This is a genomic window from Streptomyces sp. NBC_00190, from assembly GCF_036203305.1.
Taxonomy (GTDB): domain Bacteria; phylum Actinomycetota; class Actinomycetes; order Streptomycetales; family Streptomycetaceae; genus Streptomyces.
Genome location: NZ_CP108132.1, coordinates 213,211 through 238,141 on the forward strand (window position 1 = coordinate 213,211; position 24,931 = coordinate 238,141).

Here is a 24,931-nt window from a genome sequence, read left to right on the forward strand (position 1 = left end):
GTCAGGCGGCCCGGACGACGGCCGCAGCGTTGAAGCCGCCCCGGCCCCGCGCGAGTACCAGGACGGTGCGCAGCGCCACGCCCGTGCGCGGGGCGGTGGTGACCAGGTCCACGGGGCAGTCGGCGGCGGGCCGCTCGGTGCCGGTGGTCGGCGGGATCACCTGGTCGCGCAGGGCGAGCAGGGCTGCCGCCAGGTCGAGTGCGGCGCCGCCCGCGGACAGCCGCCCGGCCATGCTCTTGGGCGCGGTCACCGGCACCCCGTACGGTCCGAACACGGAGGCGATGGCCTCGGCCTCGGCCCGGTCGGCTGCCCGCTCCCCGGCGGCGTCGGCGAACACGAGGTCGACGTCGGCCGGTTCCAGCCCGGCGTCGGCGAGCGCCAGGCGCGCGGCGTCGGCCAGCCGCGGCCGCTCCGGCGAGGCGTCGAAGGTGGCCGCGTGCCCGGCCAGGCTCCCGTACACGTGGGCCCCGCGGCGCTCCGCGCTCCGCGCGTCCTCCAGGACGAGCAGGGCCCCGCCCTCCCCCACCACATGGCCCGAGGCGTCCTCGGCGAACGGCAGGTAGGCCCTGGCCGGGTCGTCGACGGTGGTCATGGAGCCGCCGGCGAGGTGCGCGGCCCAGCCCCAGGGACACAGGGCCGAGTCGAGGCCGCCGGTCACCACGAGCTGTGCGCCCTTGCGGAGCTGGCGGCGGGCGTGCGCCACCGCGTCGAGACCGCCGGCCTGTTCGGAGACGACGACGCCCGAGGCGCCGCGCAGCCCGTGCTTGATGGAGATCTGGCCGCTGTTGACGGCGTAGAACCAGGCGAAGGACTGGTACGCGCTGACGTGCTGCGGGCCCTGGCTCCACAGGGCCTGCAGTTCGCGGTGGCCGAACTCGAATCCGCCGGAGGAGTTCGCGGTGACCACGCCCGCCCCGTAGGCGGGCAGTTCCCGGGCGTCGGCGCCCGCGTCGTCGAGGGCCTCCTGGGCGGCGGCCAGCGACAGCCGGGTCACCCGGTCGGTCTGCGGCAGCAGGCGGCTGGAGACGTGGTCCTCGTCGACGAAGCCGGGCACCTCACCGGCCAGCCCGGCCGGGTAGGGGGAGGCGTCGAAGCGGGTGACGGGCCCGATGCCGCTCTCGCCGCGGAGCACGGCGGCCCACCAGGTCTCGGTGCCGAGCCCGCCCGGGGCCGCCACCCCGATCCCGGTGAAGACGGCGGTGGTCACGGGGGCCGCGGCGGTGTCGGTGTCTGCGGGGGATGCGGGGGCTGCGACGGCGTTCATGCGGCTGCTGCCTTCAGGCTCGGACGGGTGAGGATCATGGCGCTCTGGAAGCCGCCGAAACCGCTGCCGACCGTCAGGGCGGTGTCCGTGCGCTGTTCGCGGGCGGTGAGCGGGGTGTAGTCGAGGTCGCAGGCCGGGTCGGGCTCGTGCAGGTTGGCGGTCGGCGGCACCACGCCGTGCTCGATGGTGAGCGCGCAGGCCGCCACCTCCAGGGCGCCGACGGCGCCGAGGGAGTGGCCGATCATCGACTTGATCGAGCTGACGGGCACCTCGTGGGCGCGGGCACCCAGGCTCTTCTTGAACGCCTCGGTCTCGTGCCGGTCGTTCTGCTTGGTGCCGGAGCCGTGCGCGTTGATGTAGTCGACCGCGCCGGGGTCCAGCCGCGCCTCGTCGAGCGCGGCGCGGATGGCCTCGGCCATCTCCGCTCCGTCGGCCCGCAGCCCCGTCATGTGGTAGGCGTTGCTGCGCGAGGCGAAGCCGGAGATCTCGGCGTAGACGTGCGCGCCGCGCCGCCGGGCGTGCTCGAACTCCTCGATGACCAGGACGGCCGCGCCCTCGCCGAGTACGAACCCGTTGCGGGTGCGGTCGAAGGGGCGCGAGGCACTGGCCGGATCGTCGTTGCGCGGGGTGGTCGCCTTGATCGCGTCGAAGCAGGCCAGGCTGATGGGCGAGATCGGCGCCTCGCCGGCGCCCGTGACCATGGCGTCGGCGCTGCCCTCGCGGACCAGGTCGACGGCGTGCCCGATCGCGTCCAGACCGGAGGTGCAGCCGGTGGACACCAGGGAGACGGGCCCCTGGGCCCCGGCGGTGCGGGCGACCTCGGCCGCCATCGAGGACGGCACGAAGTAGTCGTACAGGTGCCGGGCGGCCCGGCCGTGGTCGACCAGCCACCGTCCGCCCCGGTCGCTGATGACGGCGTACTCGCGCTCCAGGGCGGTGGTGCAGCCGAGCGCGCTGCCCAGGGTGACCCCGCACCGGGCGGGGTCGAAGGATCCCGCCAGCCCGCTGTCGGCCAGCGCCTCGCGGGCGCTGACGACGGCGAACTGAGCGGCGCGGTCCAGGCGTTCGGCTTCGGCGGGGCCCAGCCCGTGCTCCAGCGGGTCGAAGTCCGCCTCGGCGGCGACCCGGGAGCGGTACGGCGCGGGGTCGAGGAGCGTGATGGCACGGGTGGCGGTCCGCCCGGAGGTCAGCAGGGACCAGAACTCCTTGGTCCCGGGCTTCCCCGGGGCGACGACCCCGATGCCGGTGATGACCACACGTCTCATCGCCTTGCCCCCACGAGTAGTTTCCGCTGACGCTCCTCCCGAGCCTCGACGACCGCGCTGGAGGGCTGCTGGAGCCGCCGCCCCGGCCCGATCCGTGTCCCGATGCGTGTCCCGGTCCGTGGGCCGGACCGTCAGCGCGGCGGCGCGGCGAGGCTCTCCGCGTGCCGCTTGGCGTACGTGAGCGTGGCGGTGCTGTTGCGCCCCAGCGCCGTACGGATGTAGTCGCGGGCCGAGCGCAGGTCGGCGCCCTCCCCCAGCACGCGGGTGATGGCCTCCTCGCGCACCACCACCCGGTGCTGCGAGATGGCGGTGGTCCCGTGCTCGTCCCCGGTCACCGTCCAGGAGCCGGTGTGGGCCTCCATCAGGGCCGGGGTGCGCGTCTGCTTGTAGACGATGCGGCCGGACCCGGGGAAGCAGACCCGCACCGATTCGGTGGTGTGCGCGGACCCGTCCGCCGTCAGGGTGTCCATCGACATCACCTGCACCGCCCCCCGCTCGGTCACGTCGAGCCGCGAGACGTGCGGCAGCAGCCGCGGCCAGTCGCCGACCCGTTCCAGGAAGGCGTAGACCGCCTCCGGGGGCGCGGCGATGTGCACGGTGTCCTCGAAGGACATCACCAGGGCGTCCAGCTGCCCCCAGCGTTCCCCGAGCCGGGCGAGGTTGCCCAGTTCGGCCCGGCTGTTGGTGTCGGTGGCCCGGTTCACCCACTCCACGTCCTCGGCCCGGTCGCCGGCCACCGAGAACTCGTGCAGCAGGGTCAGCTTCGAGCGCGCGGCGCCCAGCGGCTCCACGATCCAGGTGCCGGCCATCGCCGACAGCGGGGCCGCGGGTATCTCCTGGCGGAACTCGATCCGCCGGGCGGCCGCGTCCAGTCGGCGGCGCGAGGTCCAGGACTTCGCCTCGCCGTTGGCCGTGGCCCACACCGCCAGGTGCTCGTGCACGCCGTCGAAGGCGAGCCGCTCCACGTGGACGTTGGGCGGGAAGTACAGCGGCCACTTCGCCGCGTCCGCGATCAGCCCGTAGACCACGCCCGCGGGGGCGGCGACCTCGGTCGTGTGGACCGTGCGGTGGACGCGCCCGGTCTCCGGTGCCAGGGACGTCATCAGAAGTTCCCCAGACCGCCGCAGACGTTCAGCGCCTGGGCCGTGATCGAGGCCGCGAACGGCGTGGTCAGGTAGCCGACGAGACCGGCGACCTCCTCCGGGGTCGAGTAGCGGCCCAGCGGGATCTTCGCCTCGAACTCCTCCCGCACCTCGTCCACGGACTTGTCCCACACGTTGGCGTACGCGGCGCGCACCCGGGCGGCCATCGGCGTCTCGACGTACCCCGGGCAGACCGCGTTGACGGTGGTCCCGGTCGTCGCGAGCTCCTTGCCGAGCGACTTGGTGAAGCCGACGACGGCGTGCTTGGAGGCCGTGTACGGCGCGGCGAGCACCACGCCCTGCTTGCCCGCGGTGGAGGCGATGTTGATGATGCGGCCGTACGGGCCCTCGCCGATCCCGCCGTTGCGGAGCACCTCGCGGGTCACCAGGAACACGCTGTTGAGGTTGGTGTCGATGACCTCGTGCCACAGCTCGTCGGAGAGTTCGGCGGTCCGGCCGCCGCCGCTGCGCCCGGCGTTGTTGACCAGGATGCCGATGGGGCCGAAGGTCTCGACGGCCGCCGCGACGAGCGCGACGACGTCCTCCTTGTTCCGCACGTCGGCCGCCTTGCCCTCGACCTCCAGGCCCTCTTCCCGCAGGTCCTCGACGGCCTGCTTGACGGCCGTCTCGGTGCGGGCGCAGATGAACACCTTGTGGCCGCGCCGGCCCAGGTCCCGGGCCACGGCCAGGCCGATCCCGCTGGTCGCGCCCGTGACCAGTGCCACGGAAGTGGCGGGCACCGTCTGTTCAGTCGTCGCCGTCATCGTCGTCCCTCCAGGACTCGGGTGGTTGCCTCGACCGTGTCGGCAGGCGCTGGGGAGCCGACGGAGGAGCGCTGGAGAAGCACCGGGCCGAGCACGGACAGGGCCCGCTCCAGCCGTCGCCCGGTCAGCTCGGGGCCGCTCGCGGCCAGATAGCCGTCGGGGCGGATGAGCACCCAGCCGCCGGAGGCGAGGCCCAGCGCGTCGCGCAGCAGTCCGTCCGGGTCGGGCAGCGGCGCCGGCGCGGTGCCCGGGCGGGCGCCGACGGCCCGGACCGAGAGCCAGTCCCCGGCCACGCCGGCGGCGGCCTCGGCGGCCAGGCTCGCCTCGTCGCCGTCGGGCGCGTACAGCAGCGTCCAGCGGGGGTCGCGCAGTTCGGCGTGGAGCGCCGTCGCGGCAGGGCCCGCGGGCAGGCCGGCCGCGATCGCGGCGGCGCGCGAACCGGCCGGCTGCCGCAGCCCACCGTCCGTGCTGGTCAGCGGGGAGTCGGGGTAGCCCAGCAGCAGCCCGGACATGCCGCCGAGCACCTTGCGCTGGATGGCGCGGCGCAGCGGCGGGGCGCCCCGCACGACGGAGAAGACGGCCGGGAGCATCACCCCGGCCAGCGCGTTCTTGAACTGCACCAGGAAGGTGGCCTGCCGGGTGGAGCCGAGCAGCTTGCGGCCGACGGGCACCCGCTCCTGCCCGTACGTGGCGAGCAGCGGCCGCCCCGCCTGGCCGCGGGCGACCATGGCGAGCTTCCAGGCGAGGTTGTACGCCTCCTGGATGCCGGTGTTCATGCCCTGGCCGGAGGCCGGGCTGTGCACGTGCGCCGCGTCGCCCGCCACGAAGACCCGGCCCTGGTGCATGGCGGGCACCATGCGCTGCTGGAAGGTGAAGACGGAGCTCCACTCGGGTTCGCCGACCAGCACCTCGCGGCCGAGTCCCGCGCTGAGCCGCTGCGAGAAGCGGGCGGCGCTCTCGCGCGCCTGGGCGGGGCTCGCGATGCCGGGGCCCGCGACGGGGGCGGTGTCGAGCAGCCGCCAGTGGCCCTCGCGCTGGTAGGGAACCATCATCAGGGCCTGACCGCCGGTGTGCACCCAGTAGATGGTGTCGGGCGGCAGGTCCATGGCCACCTGGGCGTCGGCCAGCTCCCAGGTCTCGCTGGACTCGCCGATCAGCGGCAGCCCGAGCTCCTTGCGCACGGTGCTGTGGCCGCCGTCGCAGCCGACCAGCCAGGCCGCCCGGTACTCCTCCGCGCGGCCGTCGCCGTGCTCCAGGCGGGCCCGTACGCCGCCCGGGTCCTGGCTGAAGCCGGTCAGCCGCACGTCCCATTCGACCGTGACGCCGAGCCGGCCGCAAGCCTCGCGCAGCAGTTCCTCGGTGCGGGTCTGCTCGATGACGACGGTGAAGGGGAAGCGGGTGGGCATCGAGGAGTAGTCGGCCTCCAGCCGCACCAGGCGCCGCCCGCCGGCGTACATCGTGAAGGCCTTGTTGTGCCGCCCGCTCGCGAGGACCGGTTCGGCCACTCCCATCTGGTCGAAGGTCTCGAGGGTCCGCGGGTGGACGGCGACCGCGCGGCTGGTGCGGGCGGGTCCGGGCGCCGCGTCGACGAGGCGTACGCGCACTCCGCGGCGGGCCAGTTCGTGGGCGGCGGTCAGGCCGACGGGGCCCGCGCCCACGACGAGCACCGAGGCCGGGTCCGGCACCGGCTGCCGTCCGACGAAGGTCACCATGGTGGTCGCTCTCTTCCGGGGGTCGAGGGGCGGAAAGGCCGGGGCAGGTGTCGGGGTGCAGATGTCCGGGCGTCAGACGGCGGCTTCGGCGGCCGCGCGGCCGCGCAGGGCCTGGCGCAGGGCGCGCCGTTCGGGCTTGCCCACGGGCGTGCGGGGCACGGCGTCGACGACCTCGACGCGGCGGATCCACTCGAAGCGGGCGAGGCGCCGGTTGGCGCCGTCCACGATCGAGTCGAGGGTGTCGAGCAGGCCGGGTGCGGTGGGGTCGCGCAGGACGATCCCGGCCCAGGTGACGGCCCCATGCACGGGGTCGGGCCAGCCGACGACCACGCAGTCGGCCACCCGCGGGTCCTCGGCTAGCACGCTCTCGACGGCGGTGGGCGAGACGAGTTCGTTGTCGTGCTTGAAGACGTCCCCGAGCCGGTCCACCAGGAACAGTTCGCCGTCCTCGTTGAGGTAGCCGACGTCGCCGGTGGAGAACCAGCCGTCCGGGCCGGCCCCGGAGCCGTCCGGGCCGTCCAGGTAGCCGGCCATCAGCTGGGGCCCGCGCACCTGGACCTCGCCGGTGGCGTACACGTCCATCGGGCGGCGGGTGTCCAGGTGCACGATGCGGCATTCGGTGCCGGGCACGGTCCGGCCGACCGAGCCGCGGTGGCCGCCGTCGCCGGGGCTCTGGCAGTGCGAGAGCGGGGAGAGTTCGGCCATCCCGTAGCCCTGGATGACGGGCACGCCGAGCCGGGAGGAGAGCGCGTGGGCCGTGGCGGGGGCGAGCGCGGTGCCGCCGGAGAGGACCGCGGTCAGCTCGGGCCCGGCGGGCACGCCCTCGGGCCGTGGGCCGGTGCCCGCGAGCATCCCGGCCAGCCGTTGCAGCCGGGCGGGCAGCCCGTAGTAGTGCGTGGCGCCGCTGCGAGCGGCCAGCGCGAGCGAGGCCAGCGGGTCGGGGTCGGCGCACAGGACCTGGCAGGCGCCCGCGAACACGGCCGAGTTCAGGTGCATGGTGTGGTAGAGCGGCAGGTGGTTGAGGGTGACGGAGCGGCTGTCCAGGTGGTGGGCGGCGGCCGTCTGCGCGGCGTTGGCGACCAGGTTGCGGTGGGTGAGCCGGACCCCGCGGGGCCGCCCGGTGGTGCCGGTCGTGAACTGGACGCAGGCGTCGGCGTCGAGATCGGGGCCGGGCCCGGTGAGCCCGGCGGGAACCGCAACCGACGGGACGGCGAGGGCCACGGCGAGCGGGACGCAGTCCCCGGGCACCACGCCGTCGTCCGCGTCGGTCACCACGACCGCGCGCAGCGCCGGCAGCCGGTCGCGCAGCTTCGTGAGCACCTCGGCGGTGGCCGACGGCACGAAGGCGACCTCGACGGCGGCGGCCGTGAAGACGTGCACCAGCCCCGCCTCCCTGATCAGCGGGTTGACCAGCACGGCCGTACCGCCGCCGCGCATGGCTCCGTAGTACGCGGCGGGGAACTCCGGGCCGAGGACGCCCGCCACGCCGATCCGGGCTCCGGGGCCGCCGGCGAGGTGGGTGACGCACGCGGCGAACCGGTCGGTGAGGGCGTCGAGTTCCGCGAAGGTGGCCGCGGCGGAGGCCGTGCGCACGGCGCAGCCGTCCGGGTCGCGCTCGGCGGCGCGGCGCAGCAGGCCGTCCAGGGGCAGCTGAGGGTACGCGAATCTCGGCACGGCACGCTCCTCCTGATCGGACTGACCGGATGAGTCCCTACGGTCGGTCCGGGCGCTTGAGGAGGGTTCGAAGAGTGCTCGATGTGCCGTGCAGAGGCTGTACACCATGACCACACCCACCGAAGCGACGGACCGGTCCGCCCACGAGCAGCCCGAGTTCGGTGTGCTGTACGCCGAGATCCAGCAGTTCTACGCGCACCAGATGCAGCTCTTCGACTCGTTCCTGGCCGAGTCGTGGGCCGGTACGTTCACCGAGGAGGCCGTCTTCGACGTGCCGACGCTGCCGCACCCGGTGCGCGGGCGGGCCGGGCTGGTCGCCTGCGTGCGGCACAACGAGGAGGCGGCGCGGCGGACCGGCGAGCGGCTGCGGCACTGGCTCGGCATGCTCGACGTACAGCCGCGGCCCGACGGCACGGTGCACACCCGCGCCTACGAGCTGGTGTACTTGACCCCGCCCGGCGGGGAGCCCACGGTGCACCGGGTGTGCGTCATGGAGGACACGCTGGTGCGCCGCCGCGGCCACTGGCGCACCGCCCACCGCGTGGTCTCCCGCGACGACCTGCGTTGAGGACGACCGGCGTCAGACGCGGGTCACCACCAGCGCGCTGTGCGTGCCGCCGAAGCCGCTGCCCACCGTGAGGGCGGTCCGCACGCGCTGCTCGCGCGCGGTGAGCGGCGTGTAGTCGAGGTCGCAGGCCGGGTCGGGCTCGTGCAGGTTCGCGGTCGGCGGCACCACGCCGTGTTCGACGGCGAGCAGGCAGGCGGCCACGGCGAGGGCGCCGAGCGCCCCCAGCGAATACCCGATCATGGAGGCGACGGCGCTGACCGGCACGTGGTGCGCGTGCGCGCCCAGGGCCCGCTTGAGGGCCACCGTCTCGTGGACGTCGCCGCTGCGGGTCCCCGAGCCGTGCGCGGCCACGTGGCCCACCGCCCCGGGGTCCAGGCGTGCCTCGTCCAGCGCGGCGCGGACGGCCTCGGCGAGATCGGCGCCGCCGGCCCGCAGCCCGGTCATGTGGTAGGCGCTGCTGCGCGAACCGAACCCGGCGATCTCCGCGTACACGTGGGCGCCGCGGCGCCGCGCGTGCTCCAGCTCCTCCACCACGAGCATGGCCGCGCCCTCGCCCAGGACGAACCCGTCGCGGGTGCGGTCGAAGGGCCGGGCGGCGCCCTGCGGATCCTCGTTGCGCTGGTGGGAGGCGATGCGGACGGCGTCGAAGGAAGCCAGCGTCATCGGCGAGATCGGCGCCTCGCTCCCCCCGGCGACCATCACGTCGGCGCCGCCCTCGCGGATCAGGTCGACGGCGTGCCCGATCGCGTCCAGGCCCGAGGTGCAGCCGCTGGACAGCAAGGACACCGGGCCCTGGGAGCCGACGGTACGGGCCACCTCGGCGGCCATGGAGGAGGGCACGAAGTAGTCGTACAGCCGCTCCGCCACCCGCCCCGGCTGCGACGCAGGGCAGCCGGTGGCGCGGCCCGCGGCGGCGGCGAACTCCCGGTCGAGGGAGCTCGCGCAGCCGAGCGCGCTGCCCAGGGTGACCCCGCAGCGCAGCGGGTCGAGTCCCTGCGGCCCGCCCGGCCCGCCCAGCCCGCTGTCGGCCAGAGCCTCCCGGGCCCCCGCCACCGCGAACTGGGCACCGCGGTCGAGCCGCAGGGCCTCGGCCAGGCTGAGCCCGCAGCCCAGCTCGTCGAAGTCGGCCTCGGCGGCGACCCGGGAGCGGAACCCGGAGGCGTCGAAGCGGGTCAGGGCGCGGGTGGCGGTCCGCCCGGAGGTGAGCAGATCCCAGAAGCCCGGCACACCGACCCCGCCCGGCGCGACCACGCCCAGGCCGGTGACGACGGCCCGCCTCACCGGCCCCGCGCCACGGCCGGCGCGGGCGTCGCCGCCCGCTCCACGACACGCGCGGCCCGCCCGATCAGCCGGGGCAGGGCCTTGTCGCGTACGAAGAAGTGCCCGCCCGGGACGGTGCGGTGGGCGAACGGGCCGGTGGTCCAGCGCGCCCAGCCGGCCAGCGCCTCGGGGGTGCCCAGCGTGTCCTCGCGTCCGGCGACGGCCAGGACCGGCACCGGGAGCGGGCCCGCGTCCCCGGGTTCCCGGGCCGCGGCGCGCAGCGCTCCGGCGAGCCTGAGGTCGTCACGCAGGACGGGGAAGACGGATCGGTGCCACAGGTCACCGGGGGCGGTTCCGGCCGGCACCGCGTCGAGGGTGTCCAGGACTTGGAGCAGTTCGGCGTCGGGCAGGTCCGCGCAGGTCGCGAGCGCGGCAGGCGCGTCGGGCGGCGGCAGGGCCCCGATCGCGAGCAGGGCGGGCAGCGGCAGCCCGCACGCGTGCAGGTGCCGGGCCAGGGTGTAGGCGACCATGCCGCCGAGGCTGTGGCCGTACAGCACGTACGGCTCCCCCGCCCGTACGGCCGTTTCGACCAGCGGGGCCAGGTCCGCCAGGAGGGCGTCCCGGTCGGTCACCCGTGCCTCGCCGCGCCGCCCGTCCCGCCCGGGCAGCAGCCACGCCTTCGTCTCCACTCCCGGCCCGACCAGCCTCGGCCAGCGGTGGAAGGCCGAGACCCCGGCCCCCGCGTGTGCGAAGCACAGCACCCGTACGCCCATCCCCATGCCCTTCTGTGTCGAAATCCGGTCCGTCGTCGGCCTGTCGCGCCTTACGCCGCGTACAGGTTGAAGGTCGAGCCGCGGCGCGGTCCCGCGGGCACGTCCAGGGCCGGGTCGACGGCGAGCATCGCATGGTGCAGCCGCTGCAGCTGCGGCGAGGGCTCGACGCCGAGCTCCTCGATCAGCCGGGCGCGGAGCCTGCGGTAGATGTCGAGGGCGGTGGCCTGGCGGCCCGAGCGGTAGAAGGCCACCATCGCCTGCGAGTGCAGCCCCTCGTGCTGCGGGTGGCGGGCGATCATCTCCTTCAGTTCGGCGAGGAGTTCGGTGTGCCGGCCCAGCCGCAGGTCCACGTCGATGCGCCGCTCGGTGGTCACGAGCCGGCTCTCCTCCAGACGCATGACCTCGATCTCCAGGATCGGCCCCACCCGTACGTCGACCAGCGCGTGCCCCTGCCACAGGCCGAGTGCCCGGCGCAGCAGCACGGCTGCGGTCTCGTCGTCCCCCTTGTCGAAGGCACTCTGGCCGCTCGCGACCAGCTGCTCGTATTCGTGGACGTCCACGGACTCCGGCGGCATTTGCAGGAGGTAGCCCCCGTGGCGGGTCGCCAGCAGCTCCTTGGCATTTCCCGGGGCCCCCGGACCCATGGCCGTGCCGAGCCGCCGGCGAAGTTGAAGTATGTACGTCTGGAGGGTGGTCAGCGCGCTGTGCGGAAGCTGCGTCCCCCATATTTCTTCCATAAGCGTCGGTACGGGCATGACCCGGCCAGGGTAGAGCGCGAGCAGCGCCAGGATCTGGCGCGGCTTCCTGGCGGTCGGAACAATCGAGCCCCCGTTGACCTCGGCACTCAACGGACCCAGAACCTGAATCTTCATGGTCTCCTCCGTCACTAACGTCGAGTTCCCGTCGATTTCCAGCCTTCGACTCGTGCACGGTAGCGGGACCCAGGGAATAGCCGCCAAAACCTTGAGCAGCCGTCGAGCGGCCTTCCAACCCATTGAATTCCGGACCCCTTCCGACCCGGCGGAATGCCTAATTCAGGGGGTCGGCCCGGCATTCCGGTTATCACCTCCGATTCAACCGGTACTCGATATCTCCTCGAATTTTCGGGGGAAGTCGAGAACTGGCTGAGAGGCGGGGGGTGTTTCAGGTCAGGGCGAGGACGCGGGGCGTGGCGCGCCCCCAGGGGAATCCGGTGCGCAGGTCCGCGGCGGGCGACCCCGCCCCGGCCGGCGTGCCGGTCTCGACCGCGACCGCGGCGACGGTCTCCGCCGCCGGCTCGAACTCCAGGAAGCGCCAGCGGTCCGGCCGGCCGTCCCCGGCCACGGTGAGGACCGGCGGACCGTCTTCGTCCGCCCGCGTGAAGGCGTACTCCTCCTGGGCCGGGCCCGGGCCGAGGCCGAGGCCGCGCGCTTTCGCGTACGCCTGCCTGAGCGTCCACAGCCGCAGCGCGCGGCGGGTGCGCGAAGGCCCGGCGGGCGCGCGGGCGATCCAGTCCCGCTCCGCCCGCGCGAAGCCCTCGGCGATGCTCTCCAGGGCGGCCGCGCCGCGGCCCGTGTGCTCGACGTCCACGCCGATGCGGTGGCCGCGGGCCACGCCCACGAGCGTGTGGGCGTGGGTGCGGGACAGGCTGAAGTCCAGCGCCCCGCCGCCGCGCGGCAGTCCTTCCGCCGGGGGCCGCAGGAAGGGCCGTCCGTGCGCGGAGCGCCGCAGGTCGGCCTCCGCCTCGGGGATTCCGGTCTCCAGGGCCAGGACCCGGCGCAGGAGCGTGTGCGCCACGAGGTACCGGCGCCGGTCCCGTTCGAAGTGGAACCGGGTGGCGGTCTCCTGCTCGTGGGCGTCGAGCCAGTGCGCGGCGAGGGTGGCGGCGAGCCCCGGGGCGAGATCGGCCTCGGGGCAGAACCAGAGGCTGACGCTCACCGTGCCGGCAGCCACAGGGGGGTGCGCAGCAGCGCGGACGGCGGCATGGGCACCGAGACGGCCCCCGCGCCGGGTACGGCCTCCAGCGCGGCCCAGTCCACGTCCACCCCGGACAGCCACAGGTCGCGCAGCTGTCCCAGTCTGCCGCCGTGCCACAGGGCGGCGAGGTAGCCGACGGTCTCGGCGGCCTCGCCGAGTCCCATCGGATCCCGCTGCCCGCCGCGCAGGTCCACGCACGAGGCGTCCCCCAGCACCCGTACCAGTTCCTCCGCGCCGTGCACGACGACGGCGATCCGGCAGTCCATGGCCGCGCGCCCGGCCCGCAGCCCGCGCGCCACCGCCGCGATGCCCGGTACCTCGTACCCCGCCCGCAGCCACTCCGCCAACCGCTGTGCGGTGGCCTTCACATGGCGTGGTGTCGGACCGGACAGCACCACCAGCTCCGCGCGTCCGGCCGCGCGCGCGGCGCCGTCGTACTGCGACGGCGCCGGCAGGTACTCCTCCAGCACCACCTGGGCGTCGACTCCGCCCGCACCCCGCAGGCCCGCGACCGCGCGGCGGGGCTCCGACGGGTCCGGATGCGTCCAGGGCTCGGCGACGGCGCGGCCGGGTGTGGGGACCAGGACGCCGTGGCGCAGCTGGAGGACGGCGCGCACGAGCAGCGCCAGTCCGGTGGCCGGCCCGCTGCGGCCCACCGAGGGCTGCGCGCAGGCCGCCGTCTCGCGCAGGCCGAGGCCCTCCTCGGTGACCGAGGCCCGCTCCAGGGCCGCCCCGAGCATCCCGGACTCCGCGTGCGCGGCGGCGCTGCCGCGCACGACGGCGTGGACGGTGTCGCCGTCCGCGAGGGCCCGTTCCAGCGGCTTCAGCAGCAGCGCCCCCACCGCCTCGCCCGCCCCGGGCCGCAGGCTCCACCGGTGCAGCAGCAGGTGGACGCCTCCGACGAGGGCTGCCGCGCACTCCCCGCGCTCCAGGGCCGCGAGCGCGAGGTGCAGCGCCGTCGGCACGGAGGCCTCGGCGGTGTCCACGCACTGGCTGGGTCCCGTCAGGCCGAGCACCCGGGACACACTGTTGGCCATGTCCCAGTGCCCGCCGCCCGGTTCCACGCCCGCCTCGGCGGCGAGCAGCGGCCAGTCGCCCTCCCCCGCGCCGACGAACACCCCGACGCCGCGCGCGGTGCCGTCGGGGGCGCGCAGCGCGTCGAGCCGGGTGCCGGTGCATCCGGCGTCCTCGAACGCCTCCCAGGCCGTCTCCAGCAGCAGGCGTGCGCGCGGGTCGGTCAGCGCGGCCTCCCGCGGGTCGAGCCCGAAGAACTCCGCGTCGAAGTCCGCGACCCGCTCCAGGTAGTGGCCGGGCTCCGTGCCGGGCCGGCCGGGCGGCGGCGCGGCGGCCGCGCCGCGGCCGGTGCACAGCAGCCGCCAGTACGCCGCGAGGTCCGGGGCCTGCGGAAAGCGGCCGGCCATCCCGACGACGGCCACGGGGGCCTGCGCCGCCGCCAGGTCCCGCGCGGCCGGTGCGTACGGCACCGAGGGCAGTGCGGGCATCTGCGGCGAGCCGCCCGCGAGCGCGGGGGCGGCGGCCACGGCGGGCGTCAGCAGCGCGACCGCCTGCCTGCGGTCCAGGGTCCCGTCCTTGAAACGGGTCAGGATCTCCCGCTCGTCCATCCCGGTTCGTCTCCCGTCAGACCTGTGCCCGGCGCGGCAGCAGCACGAGCGCCTCGGCGACGCTGAGCCGTCCGTCGCGCAGGGCGTCCAGCAGCAGTTCGAGTTCCCGTACGGCCGGGGGCGTGGCCCGTGCCCCGCTGCGCCGGGCGACGTACGCCGCGAGCGCGTCCAGGTTCGGGTACTCGTGCAGGACGACGGCGCGTTCGTCCAGGCCGAAGATGCGGTTGACGACCGCGACGAACTCCGCCCCGAGGAGCGAGTCCACCCCGAGCGTCGCGAAGGGGGCGGCCGTGTCGAGGGCCCAGCTGTCACAGCACAGGATCGCGGTGAGCTGTTCGCGCAGCACCTCGACGATCTCCCCGGCGGGGACGGCGGTGGGGACGGCGACGGGGACGGGGGCCGGGGCGGTCGTTTCGCGTCCGTGCCCAGGTTCCGTGGCTCCGGCCGCCGCGGCCGCCCGTGCGACCTCCCGGGCGAAGGCCGCCGGGGTGGGGTGGTCGTAGAGGTCGGTGGCGGGCACCCGAATCCCGTAGCGGGCGCTGACCACGGCCACGAACTCCGTGGTCAGCAGCGAGTCGAGGCCGAGGAACTGGAAGGTCTGCTCGGGGTCGATCCGCTCCGGGTCGACCCGCAGCACGTCGCCGAGCACCCCGATGAGGTCGGACAACACCTCGGCGCGATCGTTCGTCATCGGTGGCTCCTCCGAACCGTCGGTGGCGCGGGTCAGACGGCGCTGGCCGAGAACTCGCGCGGGTACGCGGTGTCCGGCGCCGCCGTCCGGAAGTCCTTCGCCCTGCCCTCGGGGACGAGGACCGGCAGGAGCATCGACCACAGCGCGGCCACCCTGCGCCGCAGTTCCGCGGAGGGCATCCCGGTGCCCGCCATCACCTCGATCCCGCATGCGGCCGCGGCGACGAGCGACTCGACGCTCTCCCAGGAGCTCCCCTCGCGCAGTTCGCCCGAGTCCCGGGCCTGGCGCAGCAGACCGCAGACCGCCGCGACCCAGACGCGGTGGAAGTCGGTGACGGGCGGCTGCGTGCCCGTGCACTCCTTGGTGATCCGGAAGCTGGCGGGGACCGCCGGCTCCTCGTGCAGGGCTCGGGCCAGCCAGTGCGTCGTGTCGACCAGCGCCTGCAAGGGGGAGAGCCCGGATTCGCGCAGCGTGCGCATGTGCGCGTGGAGCAGGGCGCAGCCGCATTGCTGGACGGCATCGGCGAGTTCGTCCTTGGAGGCGAAGTGGAAGTACAGCGCCCCCTTGGTCACGCCGGCCGACGCGGCGATCCCGCTGAGCGTCGCGTTCGCGTAGCCGTTGCGGTTGAACAAGTCGGCCCCGGCGTGGACGAGCTTGCGGCGGGTCCGCTCCGACCTCTCCTGCACCGCCATGCCTCCTCGGCCCGTTGCCCGGCCCCGCGGCCGGCGCGTGGTCTGGGTCGTCGTGAGAGCACCCATGTCAGCCCACGCGCACGAGACGCTCGCCGTTGGCCTCCGGCGCCTCCAACGGGCTCTCGGGGCCTGCCATCAGAATGGACCGCTGCAGCCGGCGCAGTGCGGCCGACGGCTCCAGGCCCAGTTCCCGTACGAGCGTGGCGCGCAGCCGCTGGTAGACGTCGAGGGCCTCGCTGCGGCGGCCGGAGCGGTGCAGCGCGAGCATGAACTGGCCGTGCAGGTTCTCGTGGGTGCGGTACCGGCTCGCGAGCACGGTCAGTTCGGCGAGCAGCTCACGGTGTCGGCCGAGCCGCAGGTCTGCCTCGATGCGCTGGTCGAGCGCGCACAGCCGGGTCTCCTCCAGCCGCCTGGTCTCCATGTCCAGCTGGATGCCGCCGTGCACGTCGGCGAAGGCGGGGCCGGACCACAGCGACAGGGCGTCGCGCAGCTGGCGGGCCGCGCCCGGGAAGTCGCCCGCGTCCATCGCCCGGTAGCCCATGCCGGAGAGCCGCTCGAACTCGCGGACGTCACTGACGCCGCCGCCGCTGTCGAGCAGGTAGCCGCCCGGCAGCGTGACCAGCACGTCCTTGGCGGTGCGCCGGCCGCGTCCGGCGCCGGGGGTCCCGTTCTCGGATCCGGTGTCGGCGCGGGCGCCCTGTTCCAGGGCGTTCGCGATCAGGGCGCGCAGCTGCAGTACGTAGGTCTGGAGCGTGGTGCGCGCGCTGCGGGGCGGTGCGCCGGCCCACAGTTCCTCGATGAGGGCGGACACGGGCACCACCTGGTCCGCGTGAAGGGCCAGCAGCGCCAGGACCTGGCGCGGCTTGGGAGCGGTGGGTGTGATGGATATTCCGTTCTCACGCACCGCCAGTGCGCCCAGTACATCGATGTCCACGCCGTACTCCCCTGCCTGGTCGGTGGGTTGAGGGATCGACTCTCGCCGCAGTCAGTAAAAAACAGGACCGACGGTTTGTCAACATCAAACCGGTTGCGCTGTTTCACTGTTCGAGAGGATGGGCACCCGTCGGCAGACGTCGCTTCAGATCGGCTCTGACCTGCGCATTCATCGGCATTCCGGGGCGCCGGGGAAGTGGTCCTCAATGTGCCAGGCATCCCTCGCGCCGACCTCAAGGCCGCGCGGACTCCCCTAAAAAGAGACCATCCGGTCCGCTTATTGATGGTCGTCGGCTGCCTGCGGCTCGGCCACCGGTCCCGTGCCGGATCCCTCGGCCACCAGCACTGCGAGTACGTGCTGTGCGGCGAGCCTCGGCAGCAGCAGCGCCCAGAAGCGGGTGAGCGACCTGTGCGACACCCAGTCGGGCTCGCCGGCGCCCAGCACCTCGAAGCCCACGGTCGCCGCCACGACGGCCAGTGCCCCGTCCTCGGGTGACACCCCGTCGGCCAGCTGCCTGTCCCGCTCCGCGGCGCGGAACACGTCCTGCACCCACCCCTGCCAGATCCGCCGCAGATCGCAGCCGGTGTCGCGGCGCCAGTCCGCACACAGACCGAACCCGGCCCGCACGACGACGTCGTGCGCCAGCAGCGCCGCCAGCCTGTGCGCCCCGTCGATGAGCAGTTGCAGGGCGCCGCCGGAACGGCCCGGCACGGCCGCGGTGATCCGCCGTACGGCTTCCACCGCGCGGCCCTCGACGGCCTCGGCCAGCTCCGTCTTGCTGCCGAAGTGGAAGTGCAGCCCTCCCGCGCTGACCCCCGCCTTCCGGCTGATGGTCGCGATGGAGGCGGTGACGAAGCCCTCCTCCGCGAAGATCTCGGCAGCGGCGCGGATCAGGGCTTCACGCGTGCGGGCGGCACGTTCCTGCTTGACCATGAGTTCTCCACAAACCGCTGACGCGGTTTGCCCAGGGGATGACAGAGTTCGCGATCATGGTCGGCGAGAGCACTGAAGGATCACTCGAAGACCACTCGTGCGAGCTGTGTCAGGGGAGGGCCGGCTCCCGCGGCTCCGCGGACTCCAGCGCCTCGATCTCCGCCACGACCCGGGCGCCGCGGTCCGCGGCCATGTCGAGGCGGGCCAGCACGGCGGGCGTCGCAATGCTGGGGTAAAGGTGCTGGTAGACACCCGAGATGCGGTACTCGATGTCCTCGCGGTCGGTGAGGGTTTGCGAGTAGATCTGCGCCCCGGTCCAGCAGGCCGAGATGATCCAAGCCGTCTCCGCCGGGTCCACGTGCGGCAGCAGTTCACCCTGCGCCTTGGCCTGGGCGAGGCGTTCCTCGGTGAACTGGATCCATCCGGGCACCGACCCGCCGCCGAAGATCTCGCGCATGTCCGGTCCCAGCGAGAGCCGGGCACCGGCGCTGAGCATGGGCTGGTACTTCATCCGGTGCGCGAGGACCAGGGCGACGTCGAACAGCTCCTGCAGCTTGCTCTCGCGGGGCGGCACTCCGCCCTCGGCGAACTGCTCGTCCAGTACACCCTGGGCCAGCTCCTGCTTCGACGAGAAGTGGAAGTACAGCGCGCCCTTGGTGACACCCGCCCTGGACAGGATGTCCGCGATCGTCGCGGCCTCGTATCCACGTTCGTCGAAGACCGCCGCGGCCGCTTCCAAGATCGCGCGACGCGTACGTACCGCACGCTCCTGCCGTGCCACAGTGCCTCCGAATGTCCGTGCGTCCCTGCGGAACGGTCCCGTACAGGATCCATCTCCCATATAAAACCAACCAGAAGGTCCTTACTTTATCAAGCACAAAGTCACGAGTGTTGGACCTCGGATTCCTGTACAGTGTCCGGCCCGAGCCGTACGGGCAGTTCCCGAAGTCCGTTCGAGATGAACGACTCCACGCGCCCCAGCCCCTGCGGCGGGACGGCGAGGGACATCCCGGGAAAGCGGCCGAAGAGAGCGGAAACGGCCACCGCTGCCTCCAGTCGGGACAGCGTCGCGCCCATGCAGTAGTGGGGCCCGAACCCGAACGCCATGTGGTCGCTGCGGGTGGCCCGGGTGATGTCGAAGTCGTCCGCGTCGGCGCCGTGGACCTGCGGGTCACGCCCGGCCGAGGCCAGGGAGACGATGATCGGGTCGCCCTTGGGGATCACCGTTCCCTCGACGTCGATGTCCTCGACGGCGTACCGCAGGATGGCGTTGGCGGCGGGCGGCTGCCTGCGCAGCGTCTCCTCGACCGCGTCCTCCCACGAGGCCAGTCCCGACCGGATCAGTTCCAGCTGGGACGGGTGCGCCAGCAGTTCGTGCACCGCGCTGGAGATCAGGTTCACCGAGGTCTCGTAGCCCGCGGTGAAGAGCAGGATCAGGTTGTCGACGAGCTCCTTCTCCGTCAGCTGGGCGCCGTCCTCGTCGTCCCGGGCGGCGATCAGACCGCTGGTCAGGTCTTCCGCGGGGTGGGCGCGCTTGTGGGAGACCAGCTCGCCCATGGTCTCGTAGAGGTCGACCCCGTTGCGGTGCGCGTCCTCGGCCGATATCGCGGTGTCGAAGAAGCCACTGATGATCTTGTAGAGCCTGGCCCGCGCCCACTCGGGGATGCCGAAGAGCTCGAACATGATGCGCGTGGGGACCTCGTGCGCGAAGTGGGCCCGCAGGTCGACCGGCTCGTCCCCGGACCGTCGGGCGAGTTCGTCCAGGACCTCGGCGACGACCTCGTCGATCCGCGGGCGCATCGCGGCGACCCGGCGCAGCGTGAACGCCTTCAGCGCCATCCGGCGCAGCCGGGTGTGCTCGGCTCCGTGCGCGGTGATCATGTTCTGCACCGACACCCAGATCGCCAGCGGCCACTCGGGGCCGACCTCTCCGCTGATCCAGGCGGGCCAGTGCCGGTAGGCGTCCTTCGAGACGCGCGGATCGGCGAGCAGTTTCCTGAGCGCGTGGTGGCCGGCCACGGCCCACCCCTGCACCCCGCCGGGAAGGGTCACCCTGACCGCCGGACCCAACTCCCGCAGCCGTGCGGCCTCGGCGTGGATGTCGCGGCCCGACGGGTCGATGGCGAAAGGGCATTGACGAAGCATTGCGGTGCCTCCTGGGGTCGGCGGTCCGGGAGTCGAGTGGCCTCGACTCCGCATTTTCAAAACCGCCCGTCCGGTTCGTATACACCCGGTGGCGGGCCCAAGTGTGGCACCTCCACGACCACACCGCCAAGCGGGCTCCCTGCAGGCCGCGAGCCCCGCCGAGAGGGGTACCGAAAGCAGCCGACGGCGCAATCCCTCCCCTGCGACACGCTCGCCTTCCGACCGGAATACCAGTTCCCACTTGGGGTGGAGCCAGCGATCTCCACGCAGCGTGATCCGACGGTGACTTCCCTGGTGGGGGCTGGATCGGGGCGATCGGTACACCCCTGTTCCACCCCTAACCGGGGTGACGTGTGCGACGGACGATCCCAAGTACCACCTTGCAAACAAAACCGGAGAGTACGTATCTTGCGTTTGGGAGTGCTCATCCCATCCGTCAACCCGGCTCTGTGGAGAGGTCCATGACCCTGCTGACGTTCCAGAAGAACGCCCCCGTGCTGGCCGACCAGACCGCCGGAGCACCATGGACGCGCTGTAACGAACTTCCCCAACTGACCACCACCGTCCCGAGGGAGTACGTGCACCGCAGCTCCCTCGCGGAGGTCTTCCTGACCGGCTGCACGAAGATCGACGACAACGTCTTCTCGCTCACCGGCCAGTGGCCCCGTGCCCACACGTTCTTCACCAGCGCCGACGGCACCAGCCACGACCCGGTCCAGGCCGGGGAAACGATCCGCCAGGTCGGCCTCTTCCTCTGCCACGCGGAGTACGGGGTCCCGCTGGGGCACAACGTGCTGCTGTGGACCCTCGGCTTCGAGTCCGACCTCTCCCAGCTGCACATCGGCTCCAGCCCCACCGAACTCGAACTCATCGCGACCTGCACGGACTTCGCCTGGAAGGGCAACAGGTTCTCCGGCTTCCTGCGCGTGACCATCCGCCGCAACGGCGAGGTCGCCGCCTCGGGGACGGCGCTCTTCAGCTGCGTCCCCCCGGCGGTGTACCGCAGGGTCCGCGGTGAGCGCGGCCCCGGCGCCCTGCTCGAACCGCTGGCCCGCGAGACCCCGGTCCCCGCGGCGACCGCAGGACGGCTGCTGCCGTTCGACGTCGTGCTCGCCCCGTCGGACCGGCCGGACCGCTGGCTGCTGAACCCCGACCTGGGCCACCCGATCCTCTTCGAGCACGCCAATGACCACCACCCGGGCATGGTCCTGGTCGAAGCCGCCCGCCAGGCCGCCTACAGCCTGCTGCCCGACGCCGCCTTCACCCCGTCGGGCATCGAGACCGCGTTCCACAGCTACGCCGAACTCGACGCCCCCTGCTGGATCGACGCCCGGGAGATCCCGGCCGCCGAAGGTTCCGGGGTCCGCATGGTGGAGGTGACCGGCCACCAGGACGGCCGCAAGATATTCGCGGCGACCGTCACGGGCACCGTCGGTGCGGAGCACGGCGGCCGACGCCGGGTGTGACACCGCGCCGGCCCTTGCCGTCGGGCGCTGCTGAGCCGCTGTGCGGGGATCAGCGGCTCAGCAGTGCCCGGTACCAGGGAGCGTGGCGCGCGAACGCCTCGGCGAAGACCGGCCCGGGTTCGGCCGGGACGAGGGACCACAGGCGCGTGCTGTCGTACCAGTGGTCCACGGCCAGCAGCGAGATGCGGCGTCGGGTGACCGGGTCGTCGGCCGCGCCGAGCAGTTCCAGCGCCTGAGCGACGGTGAGTTCCCCGCGCGGCGCCTCCAGCCCCAGCTCCCGGGTCACCGTCGTGACCAGCTCGCGCGCGGAGACCGGCTCCGGGTGGCTCGCGTGCAGCACCTGCCCGCCGACGGCGCCGACAGGCAGCCGGACGAGCGCCGCCAACGCCCCGGCCAGGGCGTCCACCGACACCAGGGAGATCCGCGCACGACCGCCGTCCAGCCAGTACGGCAGCTTGTCCAGCAGCTGGACCAGGGCCGGGATCATCCACGTGTCGCCGTCGCCGTAGATCAAGTGCGGACGCAGCACGGTCCCGCCCGCGGCGAGCACGAGCCGCTCCCCCTCCAGCCGGGTGACGCTGGTAGGCGACGTGGGCGCCTCGGTGAGCACGCCCTCGGCCTCGCCCCTGTGGGCGACGTCCTTGTAGACGGCGGCGGTGCCGAGCTGCACGACCCGCCCCACACCCGCCCGCCGGGCCTCGGCCAGCAGCGCCCGGGTGCCCTCGGCGTTGACCTCGCGGCACTCCTCCTCGGTGCCCCCGATCCGCGCCGCGAGATGCAGCACGGTCGTGACGCCGTCGCAGATCCCGCGCAGGGACGCGGGGTCGGTGAGGCTTCCCCCGGCGACCTCAGCGCCGGCCCACTCGGCGGGCGCCGACGTCCGGTGGGTCAGCAGCCGCAGCGACGCGGGGGACGCACCCCGCCGGGTCTCGGCCAGCAGCCGCTTCACGACGTGGGAGCCGACGAAGCCGGTGGCTCCGGTCACGAGTATCCGTTCGGTGGTCAACTACTGCCTCTCACCCGAGCCTTGCCAAAACGATCATGAGAAAACGGTGCTGATACTGTCGTACACCATGACTGCTGGTAGAGGCCTCCTTGAGGGAAAGTCGACTCTGATCACAGGCGCCAGCGCGGGCATCGGCTCTGCCGCCGCCCGGGTCTTCTGCCGTGAGGGGGCCGCCGTCACGCTGGTCGCCCGCCGGCAGCGCCCGTTGGCCGAGCTCACCGCCGAACTCGTGGCCGCGGGACACCGGGCCCAGTACGTCGTCGCCGACGTGACGGACCCCGCAGCCATGGCCGGCGCCGTCTCCGCCGCCGTCGACACGTACGGAGCCCTGGACGCCGCCTTCAACAACGCGGGCGTCGGCACGGAGCCCAAGCCCATGCACCTGCTGGACGAGGACGTCTACGACTCCGTCATGGACACCAATGTGCGCGGCGTGTGGAACTGCATGCGCGCCCAGGTGAAGGCGATGATCGGCCGCGGCGGTGCCATCGTCAACAACAGCAGCACCGGCGGGCTGGTCGCCACCCCCGTGTCCTCGGTCTACATCGCCTCGAAGCACGCGGTGATCGGTCTGACCAAGGCGGCCGCGGCCGAGTACGCCGCCCACGGCATCCGGGTCAACGCCATCGCGCCCGGCTCGACCCGCAGCGAGATGGTCGACGACTGGCTCGGCCGGCACCCCGAGATGGAGAAGGTGCTCCTCGACTCGGCACTGCTCCCGCACATCGCCGACCCCCACGAGATCGCGGAGGCCGCCGCCTGGCTGTGCAGCGACCGCGCGTCATTCGTCGTGGGGACGACCCTGGCGGTGGACGGCGGCTGGACCACCCGCTAGCGCTCTGACCGGGGAGGTCCGCCGACTGCACCCTCGTGTCATCTTCGCCAGAACAGGTGGTGCGTCACACCACTCGGGCTGGGCACGACATCGAGGTGGAACCGGTCGAGCAGCTCCTCGGGTGACTCCCAGAGTCGCACTCCGGCTCCGATCCGCACCTGCGAGACCGCCACATGCATGGTGTCGACGAGGCCGGCGTCGAGAAACTCCCGGATCGTGGTGGCCCCGCCGCCGAGTCGTACGTCCTTGCCCTGCGCCGCGTCCCGCGCTTGTCCGAGCACCGTGGCCGGGTCGCCGTCGACGAAGTGGAACGTGGTGTCGGAGAGCGTGAACGAGGGACGCTTGTGGTGGGTCATGACGAACACCGGGGTGTGGAACGGCGGCTCGTCACCCCACCAGCCGCGCCAGTCATGGTCGTGCCAGGGCCCGCGCTGAGGTCCGAACTTGTTGCGGCCCATGATCTCGGCGCCGATGTTGCGTGCGAAATCCCGCGTGAAGTAGTCGTCGAGGCCGCGACTCCCCCCGGGGTCGGTGCGCATGGGCCAGCTCGCCGTGGCGCCGGCCCAGGCGAACAGGTCCCCGGGATCGGCGTCGCCGAACGGTCTCTCCAGGCTCTGGTGCTCGCCGGCCCCGAATCCGTCACTCGAGACGCTGAAGTTCTGGACTCTCAGCAGCTGTTCCACGTGCTTCCTCCCGCGTTGTCGACAACGATGAGACCGACCGGGCCGGGCAAACTCATCGGCGCGCCGGTGACCGGCGGGGAATTACCCCCTTCCTGCTCAGAGCGGCAGAGCCGGGCAACCACCCCTCACACGGTTTCGAGCACGGCCCGAAGCGTGGCCGCGTAGGCCCTCGGGTGGGTGGTGTTGCCGTTGTGTCCGCCGGGGAAGGTGTGTATCTCGGTGTCCAGCAGGTCCGCCAGAGCTGTGGCGCACTGGTGGTCGAAGACGGTCGCCGCGGTGGTCGCGCCCAGCGCCGGGAGGATCCGGGTCGTGGTGCGGGTGAGCTCGGCCGGGTCGAGGGTGTCGTGGATGATCGCCGAGAAGTCGTGCTCGATGAAGTAGCCGAAGTTGGCGCGCCGCCGGTCGTCCAGGGGCTGGGCGGTGAGACCGGGCTCCGCGTCCCGCCGGGAGAGGTCTATGCCGAGCACCCGGGCCATCTCCGGGAAGGCCGCGGACAGTCCGCCCGTCCGGTAGGTGGCCTGGAGGGCGGCGAGCTCCGCCTCGTGGTGGGCGCGGGCGGCCGCAGGGAGCAGCCTCGGGGCGACCGGCTCGTGGGCGACCAGGGCGGCGACCTGCTCCGGGTGCCTGGCCGCCAGGTAGAGGCCTATCACCGCGCCCAGGCTGCAGCCGAGCATCAGGACCGGCTCGTCGGTGACGGCTCGCAGCAGGTGGTGCACGTCTTCGGCGTGCTCGGCGAGCGTCGTGGTCCGCCCGGGCTCATCCGCCCGGCTCCGCGAGAGACCGCGCCGGTCGTAGGTCAGGACGGTGTAGGCGTCGGTGAGGTGCGGAACCATGTCCACCGTGCGGTCCGCGTCGCCCTCACCGCTCTGCGAGATGAGCAGCAGCGGGCCGGAGCCCTGAAGTCGGTAGTGCAGCGTCGCCCCGGGAACCGGGAGGGCGGCGGCGGTAACGGCTGCGGACATGGCGAACTCCTTCGTACGGCCGGCGCGGACCCTTCGTCCGCTGCTCTGCGACCAGCCTAATCCATCGAAACAGATACATCAAGAGAGATGCATCTCCAGCGATGCATCTTCGCTGATGTACCTTGTCGGAGTGGATGGCATCGAACTGTTCCTGCTCGGCCGGGCCCTGATGAAGCTCGGCGAAGAGGCCCTGCCCGAACCCCCGGGCGGCTCCGGCCAGTACGCCGGCAGCACCCGCGCCGTGGTGATCGTGGCGGGCGACATCGCCACGCACCCGGACACCACCGTGGGCGAGACCGCCCTGCGCACGGGCCTGCCGCAGAGTCAGGTCTCGGGCGCCGTCGCCCGCCTGCGCGAGGCCGGGTCCGTCGAGACGGCGCCCGACCCCGCCGACCGCCGCCGCACGCTGGTCCGCCAGGCCCCCGCGGTCTCCGCGCGCGTGGCCGCCGTACGGGCCGCCGGCTCCTCCAAGGTCGAGGAGGCCCTCGTGCGGGTCCTGGGCGAGACGGAGGCGCAGCGGCTGCCCGAGGTCACCGAGGCACTGGAGGTACTGGCCCGCCACCTGGTGCGCGACGGCCGCTGAC

The 24,931-nt window shown here is 73.3% G+C and carries 24 protein-coding genes; 4 read left to right on the top strand and 20 right to left on the bottom strand.

What is annotated here, in order from left to right:
• Nucleotide 1: 1 nt before the first annotated feature.
• The 6 genes from OG429_RS41025 to OG429_RS41050 all read right to left on the bottom strand — a co-directional run bounded on the left by OG429_RS41025 (nucleotide 2) and on the right by OG429_RS41050 (nucleotide 7,821).
• Nucleotides 2–1,264, bottom strand: coding sequence for a ketosynthase chain-length factor (locus OG429_RS41025; protein ID WP_328930730.1), 1,263 nt, complete (start codon nucleotides 1,262–1,264; stop codon nucleotides 2–4).
• Entirely contained in the window at nucleotides 1,261–2,529 is a 1,269-nt protein-coding gene (locus OG429_RS41030; RefSeq protein WP_328930731.1) for a beta-ketoacyl-[acyl-carrier-protein] synthase family protein, read from the bottom strand. Before OG429_RS41030 ends, OG429_RS41025 begins: the two co-directional genes overlap by 4 nt.
• A 131-nt stretch (nucleotides 2,530–2,660) precedes the next feature.
• Nucleotides 2,661–3,632, bottom strand: a complete 972-nt coding sequence (locus tag OG429_RS41035) for an aromatase/cyclase (protein ID WP_328930732.1) — start codon at nucleotides 3,630–3,632, stop codon at nucleotides 2,661–2,663.
• The gene (locus OG429_RS41040) at nucleotides 3,632–4,435 is read right to left on the bottom strand and encodes an SDR family NAD(P)-dependent oxidoreductase (protein WP_328930733.1); all 804 of its coding nucleotides are present in this window, start codon (nucleotides 4,433–4,435) and stop codon (nucleotides 3,632–3,634) included. Before OG429_RS41040 ends, OG429_RS41035 begins: the two co-directional genes overlap by 1 nt.
• Nucleotides 4,432–6,147 carry an FAD-dependent oxidoreductase gene (locus tag OG429_RS41045; protein ID WP_328930734.1) on the bottom strand — a complete coding sequence of 572 codons (1,716 nt, stop codon included), beginning with the start codon at nucleotides 6,145–6,147 and terminating at the stop codon, nucleotides 4,432–4,434. The genes OG429_RS41040 and OG429_RS41045 overlap by 4 nt, the downstream gene beginning before the upstream one ends.
• A gap of 72 nt (nucleotides 6,148–6,219) precedes the next feature.
• Nucleotides 6,220–7,821: a class I adenylate-forming enzyme family protein gene (locus tag OG429_RS41050; RefSeq protein WP_328930735.1), complete on the bottom strand. Its 1,602-nt coding sequence runs from the start codon at nucleotides 7,819–7,821 to the stop codon at nucleotides 6,220–6,222.
• Nucleotides 7,822–7,927: 106 nt separating this feature from the next.
• Between OG429_RS41050 and OG429_RS41055 the strand changes: the two genes are divergently transcribed.
• Nucleotides 7,928–8,389, top strand: a complete 462-nt coding sequence (locus tag OG429_RS41055) for a nuclear transport factor 2 family protein (protein ID WP_328930736.1) — start codon at nucleotides 7,928–7,930, stop codon at nucleotides 8,387–8,389.
• A 12-nt stretch (nucleotides 8,390–8,401) separates the two neighbouring features.
• On the opposite strand, the gene OG429_RS41060 is transcribed toward OG429_RS41055, so the two are convergent.
• The 11 genes from OG429_RS41060 to OG429_RS41110 all read right to left on the bottom strand — a co-directional run bounded on the left by OG429_RS41060 (nucleotide 8,402) and on the right by OG429_RS41110 (nucleotide 19,395).
• Nucleotides 8,402–9,670, bottom strand: a complete 1,269-nt coding sequence (locus OG429_RS41060; RefSeq protein ID WP_328930737.1) for a beta-ketoacyl-[acyl-carrier-protein] synthase family protein — start codon at nucleotides 9,668–9,670, stop codon at nucleotides 8,402–8,404.
• Complete coding sequence (locus tag OG429_RS41065) at nucleotides 9,667–10,428, bottom strand: thioesterase II family protein (protein ID WP_328930738.1); 762 nt, start codon at nucleotides 10,426–10,428, stop codon at nucleotides 9,667–9,669. The genes OG429_RS41060 and OG429_RS41065 overlap by 4 nt, the downstream gene beginning before the upstream one ends.
• Nucleotides 10,429–10,472: 44 nt before the next feature.
• On the bottom strand, nucleotides 10,473–11,294 hold the full coding sequence (locus OG429_RS41070; RefSeq protein ID WP_328930739.1) for an AfsR/SARP family transcriptional regulator: 822 nt from the start codon (nucleotides 11,292–11,294) through the stop codon (nucleotides 10,473–10,475).
• Between the two features lie 271 nt (nucleotides 11,295–11,565).
• Nucleotides 11,566–12,339: a 4'-phosphopantetheinyl transferase family protein gene (locus OG429_RS41075; protein ID WP_328930740.1), complete on the bottom strand. Its 774-nt coding sequence runs from the start codon at nucleotides 12,337–12,339 to the stop codon at nucleotides 11,566–11,568.
• The gene (locus OG429_RS41080) at nucleotides 12,336–14,000 is read right to left on the bottom strand and encodes a beta-ketoacyl [acyl carrier protein] synthase domain-containing protein (RefSeq protein WP_328930741.1); all 1,665 of its coding nucleotides are present in this window, start codon (nucleotides 13,998–14,000) and stop codon (nucleotides 12,336–12,338) included. The genes OG429_RS41075 and OG429_RS41080 overlap by 4 nt, the downstream gene beginning before the upstream one ends.
• Nucleotides 14,001–14,016: 16 nt before the next feature.
• Nucleotides 14,017–14,691 (bottom strand): phosphopantetheine-binding protein, encoded by a 675-nt coding sequence (locus OG429_RS41085; RefSeq protein WP_328930742.1) that lies wholly within the window; start codon nucleotides 14,689–14,691, stop codon nucleotides 14,017–14,019.
• 32 nt (nucleotides 14,692–14,723) lie between these two features.
• The gene (locus tag OG429_RS41090; RefSeq protein ID WP_328930743.1) at nucleotides 14,724–15,383 is read right to left on the bottom strand and encodes a ScbR family autoregulator-binding transcription factor; all 660 of its coding nucleotides are present in this window, start codon (nucleotides 15,381–15,383) and stop codon (nucleotides 14,724–14,726) included.
• 67 nt (nucleotides 15,384–15,450) lie between these two features.
• Nucleotides 15,451–16,317, bottom strand: coding sequence for an AfsR/SARP family transcriptional regulator (locus OG429_RS41095; RefSeq protein WP_328930744.1), 867 nt, complete (start codon nucleotides 16,315–16,317; stop codon nucleotides 15,451–15,453).
• A gap of 276 nt (nucleotides 16,318–16,593) precedes the next feature.
• The gene (locus OG429_RS41100) at nucleotides 16,594–17,250 is read right to left on the bottom strand and encodes a ScbR family autoregulator-binding transcription factor (protein WP_328930745.1); all 657 of its coding nucleotides are present in this window, start codon (nucleotides 17,248–17,250) and stop codon (nucleotides 16,594–16,596) included.
• 109 nt (nucleotides 17,251–17,359) lie between these two features.
• A complete protein-coding gene (locus tag OG429_RS41105; protein ID WP_328930746.1) occupies nucleotides 17,360–18,031 on the bottom strand; it encodes a ScbR family autoregulator-binding transcription factor in 672 nt (223 codons plus the stop codon).
• A 101-nt stretch (nucleotides 18,032–18,132) separates the two neighbouring features.
• The gene (locus tag OG429_RS41110) at nucleotides 18,133–19,395 is read right to left on the bottom strand and encodes a cytochrome P450 family protein (RefSeq protein ID WP_328930747.1); all 1,263 of its coding nucleotides are present in this window, start codon (nucleotides 19,393–19,395) and stop codon (nucleotides 18,133–18,135) included.
• A 461-nt stretch (nucleotides 19,396–19,856) separates the two neighbouring features.
• On the opposite strand from OG429_RS41110, the gene OG429_RS41115 reads away from it, so the two are divergent.
• Entirely contained in the window at nucleotides 19,857–20,861 is a 1,005-nt protein-coding gene (locus tag OG429_RS41115; RefSeq protein WP_328930748.1) for a ScbA/BarX family gamma-butyrolactone biosynthesis protein, read from the top strand.
• A gap of 49 nt (nucleotides 20,862–20,910) precedes the next feature.
• On the opposite strand, the gene OG429_RS41120 is transcribed toward OG429_RS41115, so the two are convergent.
• Nucleotides 20,911–21,846: an NAD-dependent epimerase/dehydratase family protein gene (locus tag OG429_RS41120; protein WP_328930749.1), complete on the bottom strand. Its 936-nt coding sequence runs from the start codon at nucleotides 21,844–21,846 to the stop codon at nucleotides 20,911–20,913.
• A gap of 88 nt (nucleotides 21,847–21,934) precedes the next feature.
• On the opposite strand from OG429_RS41120, the gene OG429_RS41125 reads away from it, so the two are divergent.
• A complete protein-coding gene (locus OG429_RS41125; protein WP_328930750.1) occupies nucleotides 21,935–22,702 on the top strand; it encodes an SDR family NAD(P)-dependent oxidoreductase in 768 nt (255 codons plus the stop codon).
• Nucleotides 22,703–22,740: 38 nt separating this feature from the next.
• Here OG429_RS41125 and OG429_RS41130 read toward each other — a convergent pair whose 3' ends face one another.
• Together OG429_RS41130 and OG429_RS41135 are read right to left on the bottom strand one after the other, a co-directional pair.
• A complete protein-coding gene (locus tag OG429_RS41130) occupies nucleotides 22,741–23,385 on the bottom strand; it encodes a dihydrofolate reductase family protein (RefSeq protein WP_328930751.1) in 645 nt (214 codons plus the stop codon).
• Nucleotides 23,386–23,510: 125 nt separating this feature from the next.
• Nucleotides 23,511–24,347: an alpha/beta fold hydrolase gene (locus OG429_RS41135; RefSeq protein WP_328930752.1), complete on the bottom strand. Its 837-nt coding sequence runs from the start codon at nucleotides 24,345–24,347 to the stop codon at nucleotides 23,511–23,513.
• Nucleotides 24,348–24,477: 130 nt separating this feature from the next.
• Here OG429_RS41135 and OG429_RS41140 point away from each other — a divergent pair, with 130 nt between their 5' ends.
• Nucleotides 24,478–24,930 (top strand): MarR family transcriptional regulator, encoded by a 453-nt coding sequence (locus OG429_RS41140; protein ID WP_328930753.1) that lies wholly within the window; start codon nucleotides 24,478–24,480, stop codon nucleotides 24,928–24,930.
• Nucleotide 24,931: the final 1 nt, after the last annotated feature.

Bases quoted from the DNA above. Each gene is read 5' to 3' on its own strand.
- OG429_RS41025 (WP_328930730.1), bottom strand. From the start codon at position 1,264: ATGAACGCCGTCGCAGCCCCCGCATCCCCCGCAGACACCGACACCGCC.
- OG429_RS41030 (WP_328930731.1), bottom strand. From the start codon at position 2,529: ATGAGACGTGTGGTCATCACCGGCATCGGGGTCGTCGCCCCGGGGAAG.
- OG429_RS41035 (WP_328930732.1), bottom strand. From the start codon at position 3,632: ATGACGTCCCTGGCACCGGAGACCGGGCGCGTCCACCGCACGGTCCAC.
- OG429_RS41040 (WP_328930733.1), bottom strand. From the start codon at position 4,435: ATGACGGCGACGACTGAACAGACGGTGCCCGCCACTTCCGTGGCACTG.
- OG429_RS41045 (WP_328930734.1), bottom strand. From the start codon at position 6,147: ATGGTGACCTTCGTCGGACGGCAGCCGGTGCCGGACCCGGCCTCGGTG.
- OG429_RS41055 (WP_328930736.1), top strand. From the start codon at position 7,928: ATGACCACACCCACCGAAGCGACGGACCGGTCCGCCCACGAGCAGCCC.
- OG429_RS41065 (WP_328930738.1), bottom strand. From the start codon at position 10,428: ATGGGGATGGGCGTACGGGTGCTGTGCTTCGCACACGCGGGGGCCGGG.
- OG429_RS41070 (WP_328930739.1), bottom strand. From the start codon at position 11,294: ATGAAGATTCAGGTTCTGGGTCCGTTGAGTGCCGAGGTCAACGGGGGC.
- OG429_RS41080 (WP_328930741.1), bottom strand. From the start codon at position 14,000: ATGGACGAGCGGGAGATCCTGACCCGTTTCAAGGACGGGACCCTGGAC.
- OG429_RS41085 (WP_328930742.1), bottom strand. From the start codon at position 14,691: ATGACGAACGATCGCGCCGAGGTGTTGTCCGACCTCATCGGGGTGCTC.
- OG429_RS41090 (WP_328930743.1), bottom strand. From the start codon at position 15,383: ATGGCGGTGCAGGAGAGGTCGGAGCGGACCCGCCGCAAGCTCGTCCAC.
- OG429_RS41100 (WP_328930745.1), bottom strand. From the start codon at position 17,250: ATGGTCAAGCAGGAACGTGCCGCCCGCACGCGTGAAGCCCTGATCCGC.
- OG429_RS41110 (WP_328930747.1), bottom strand. From the start codon at position 19,395: ATGCTTCGTCAATGCCCTTTCGCCATCGACCCGTCGGGCCGCGACATC.
- OG429_RS41115 (WP_328930748.1), top strand. From the start codon at position 19,857: ATGACCCTGCTGACGTTCCAGAAGAACGCCCCCGTGCTGGCCGACCAG.
- OG429_RS41125 (WP_328930750.1), top strand. From the start codon at position 21,935: ATGACTGCTGGTAGAGGCCTCCTTGAGGGAAAGTCGACTCTGATCACA.
- OG429_RS41135 (WP_328930752.1), bottom strand. From the start codon at position 24,347: ATGTCCGCAGCCGTTACCGCCGCCGCCCTCCCGGTTCCCGGGGCGACG.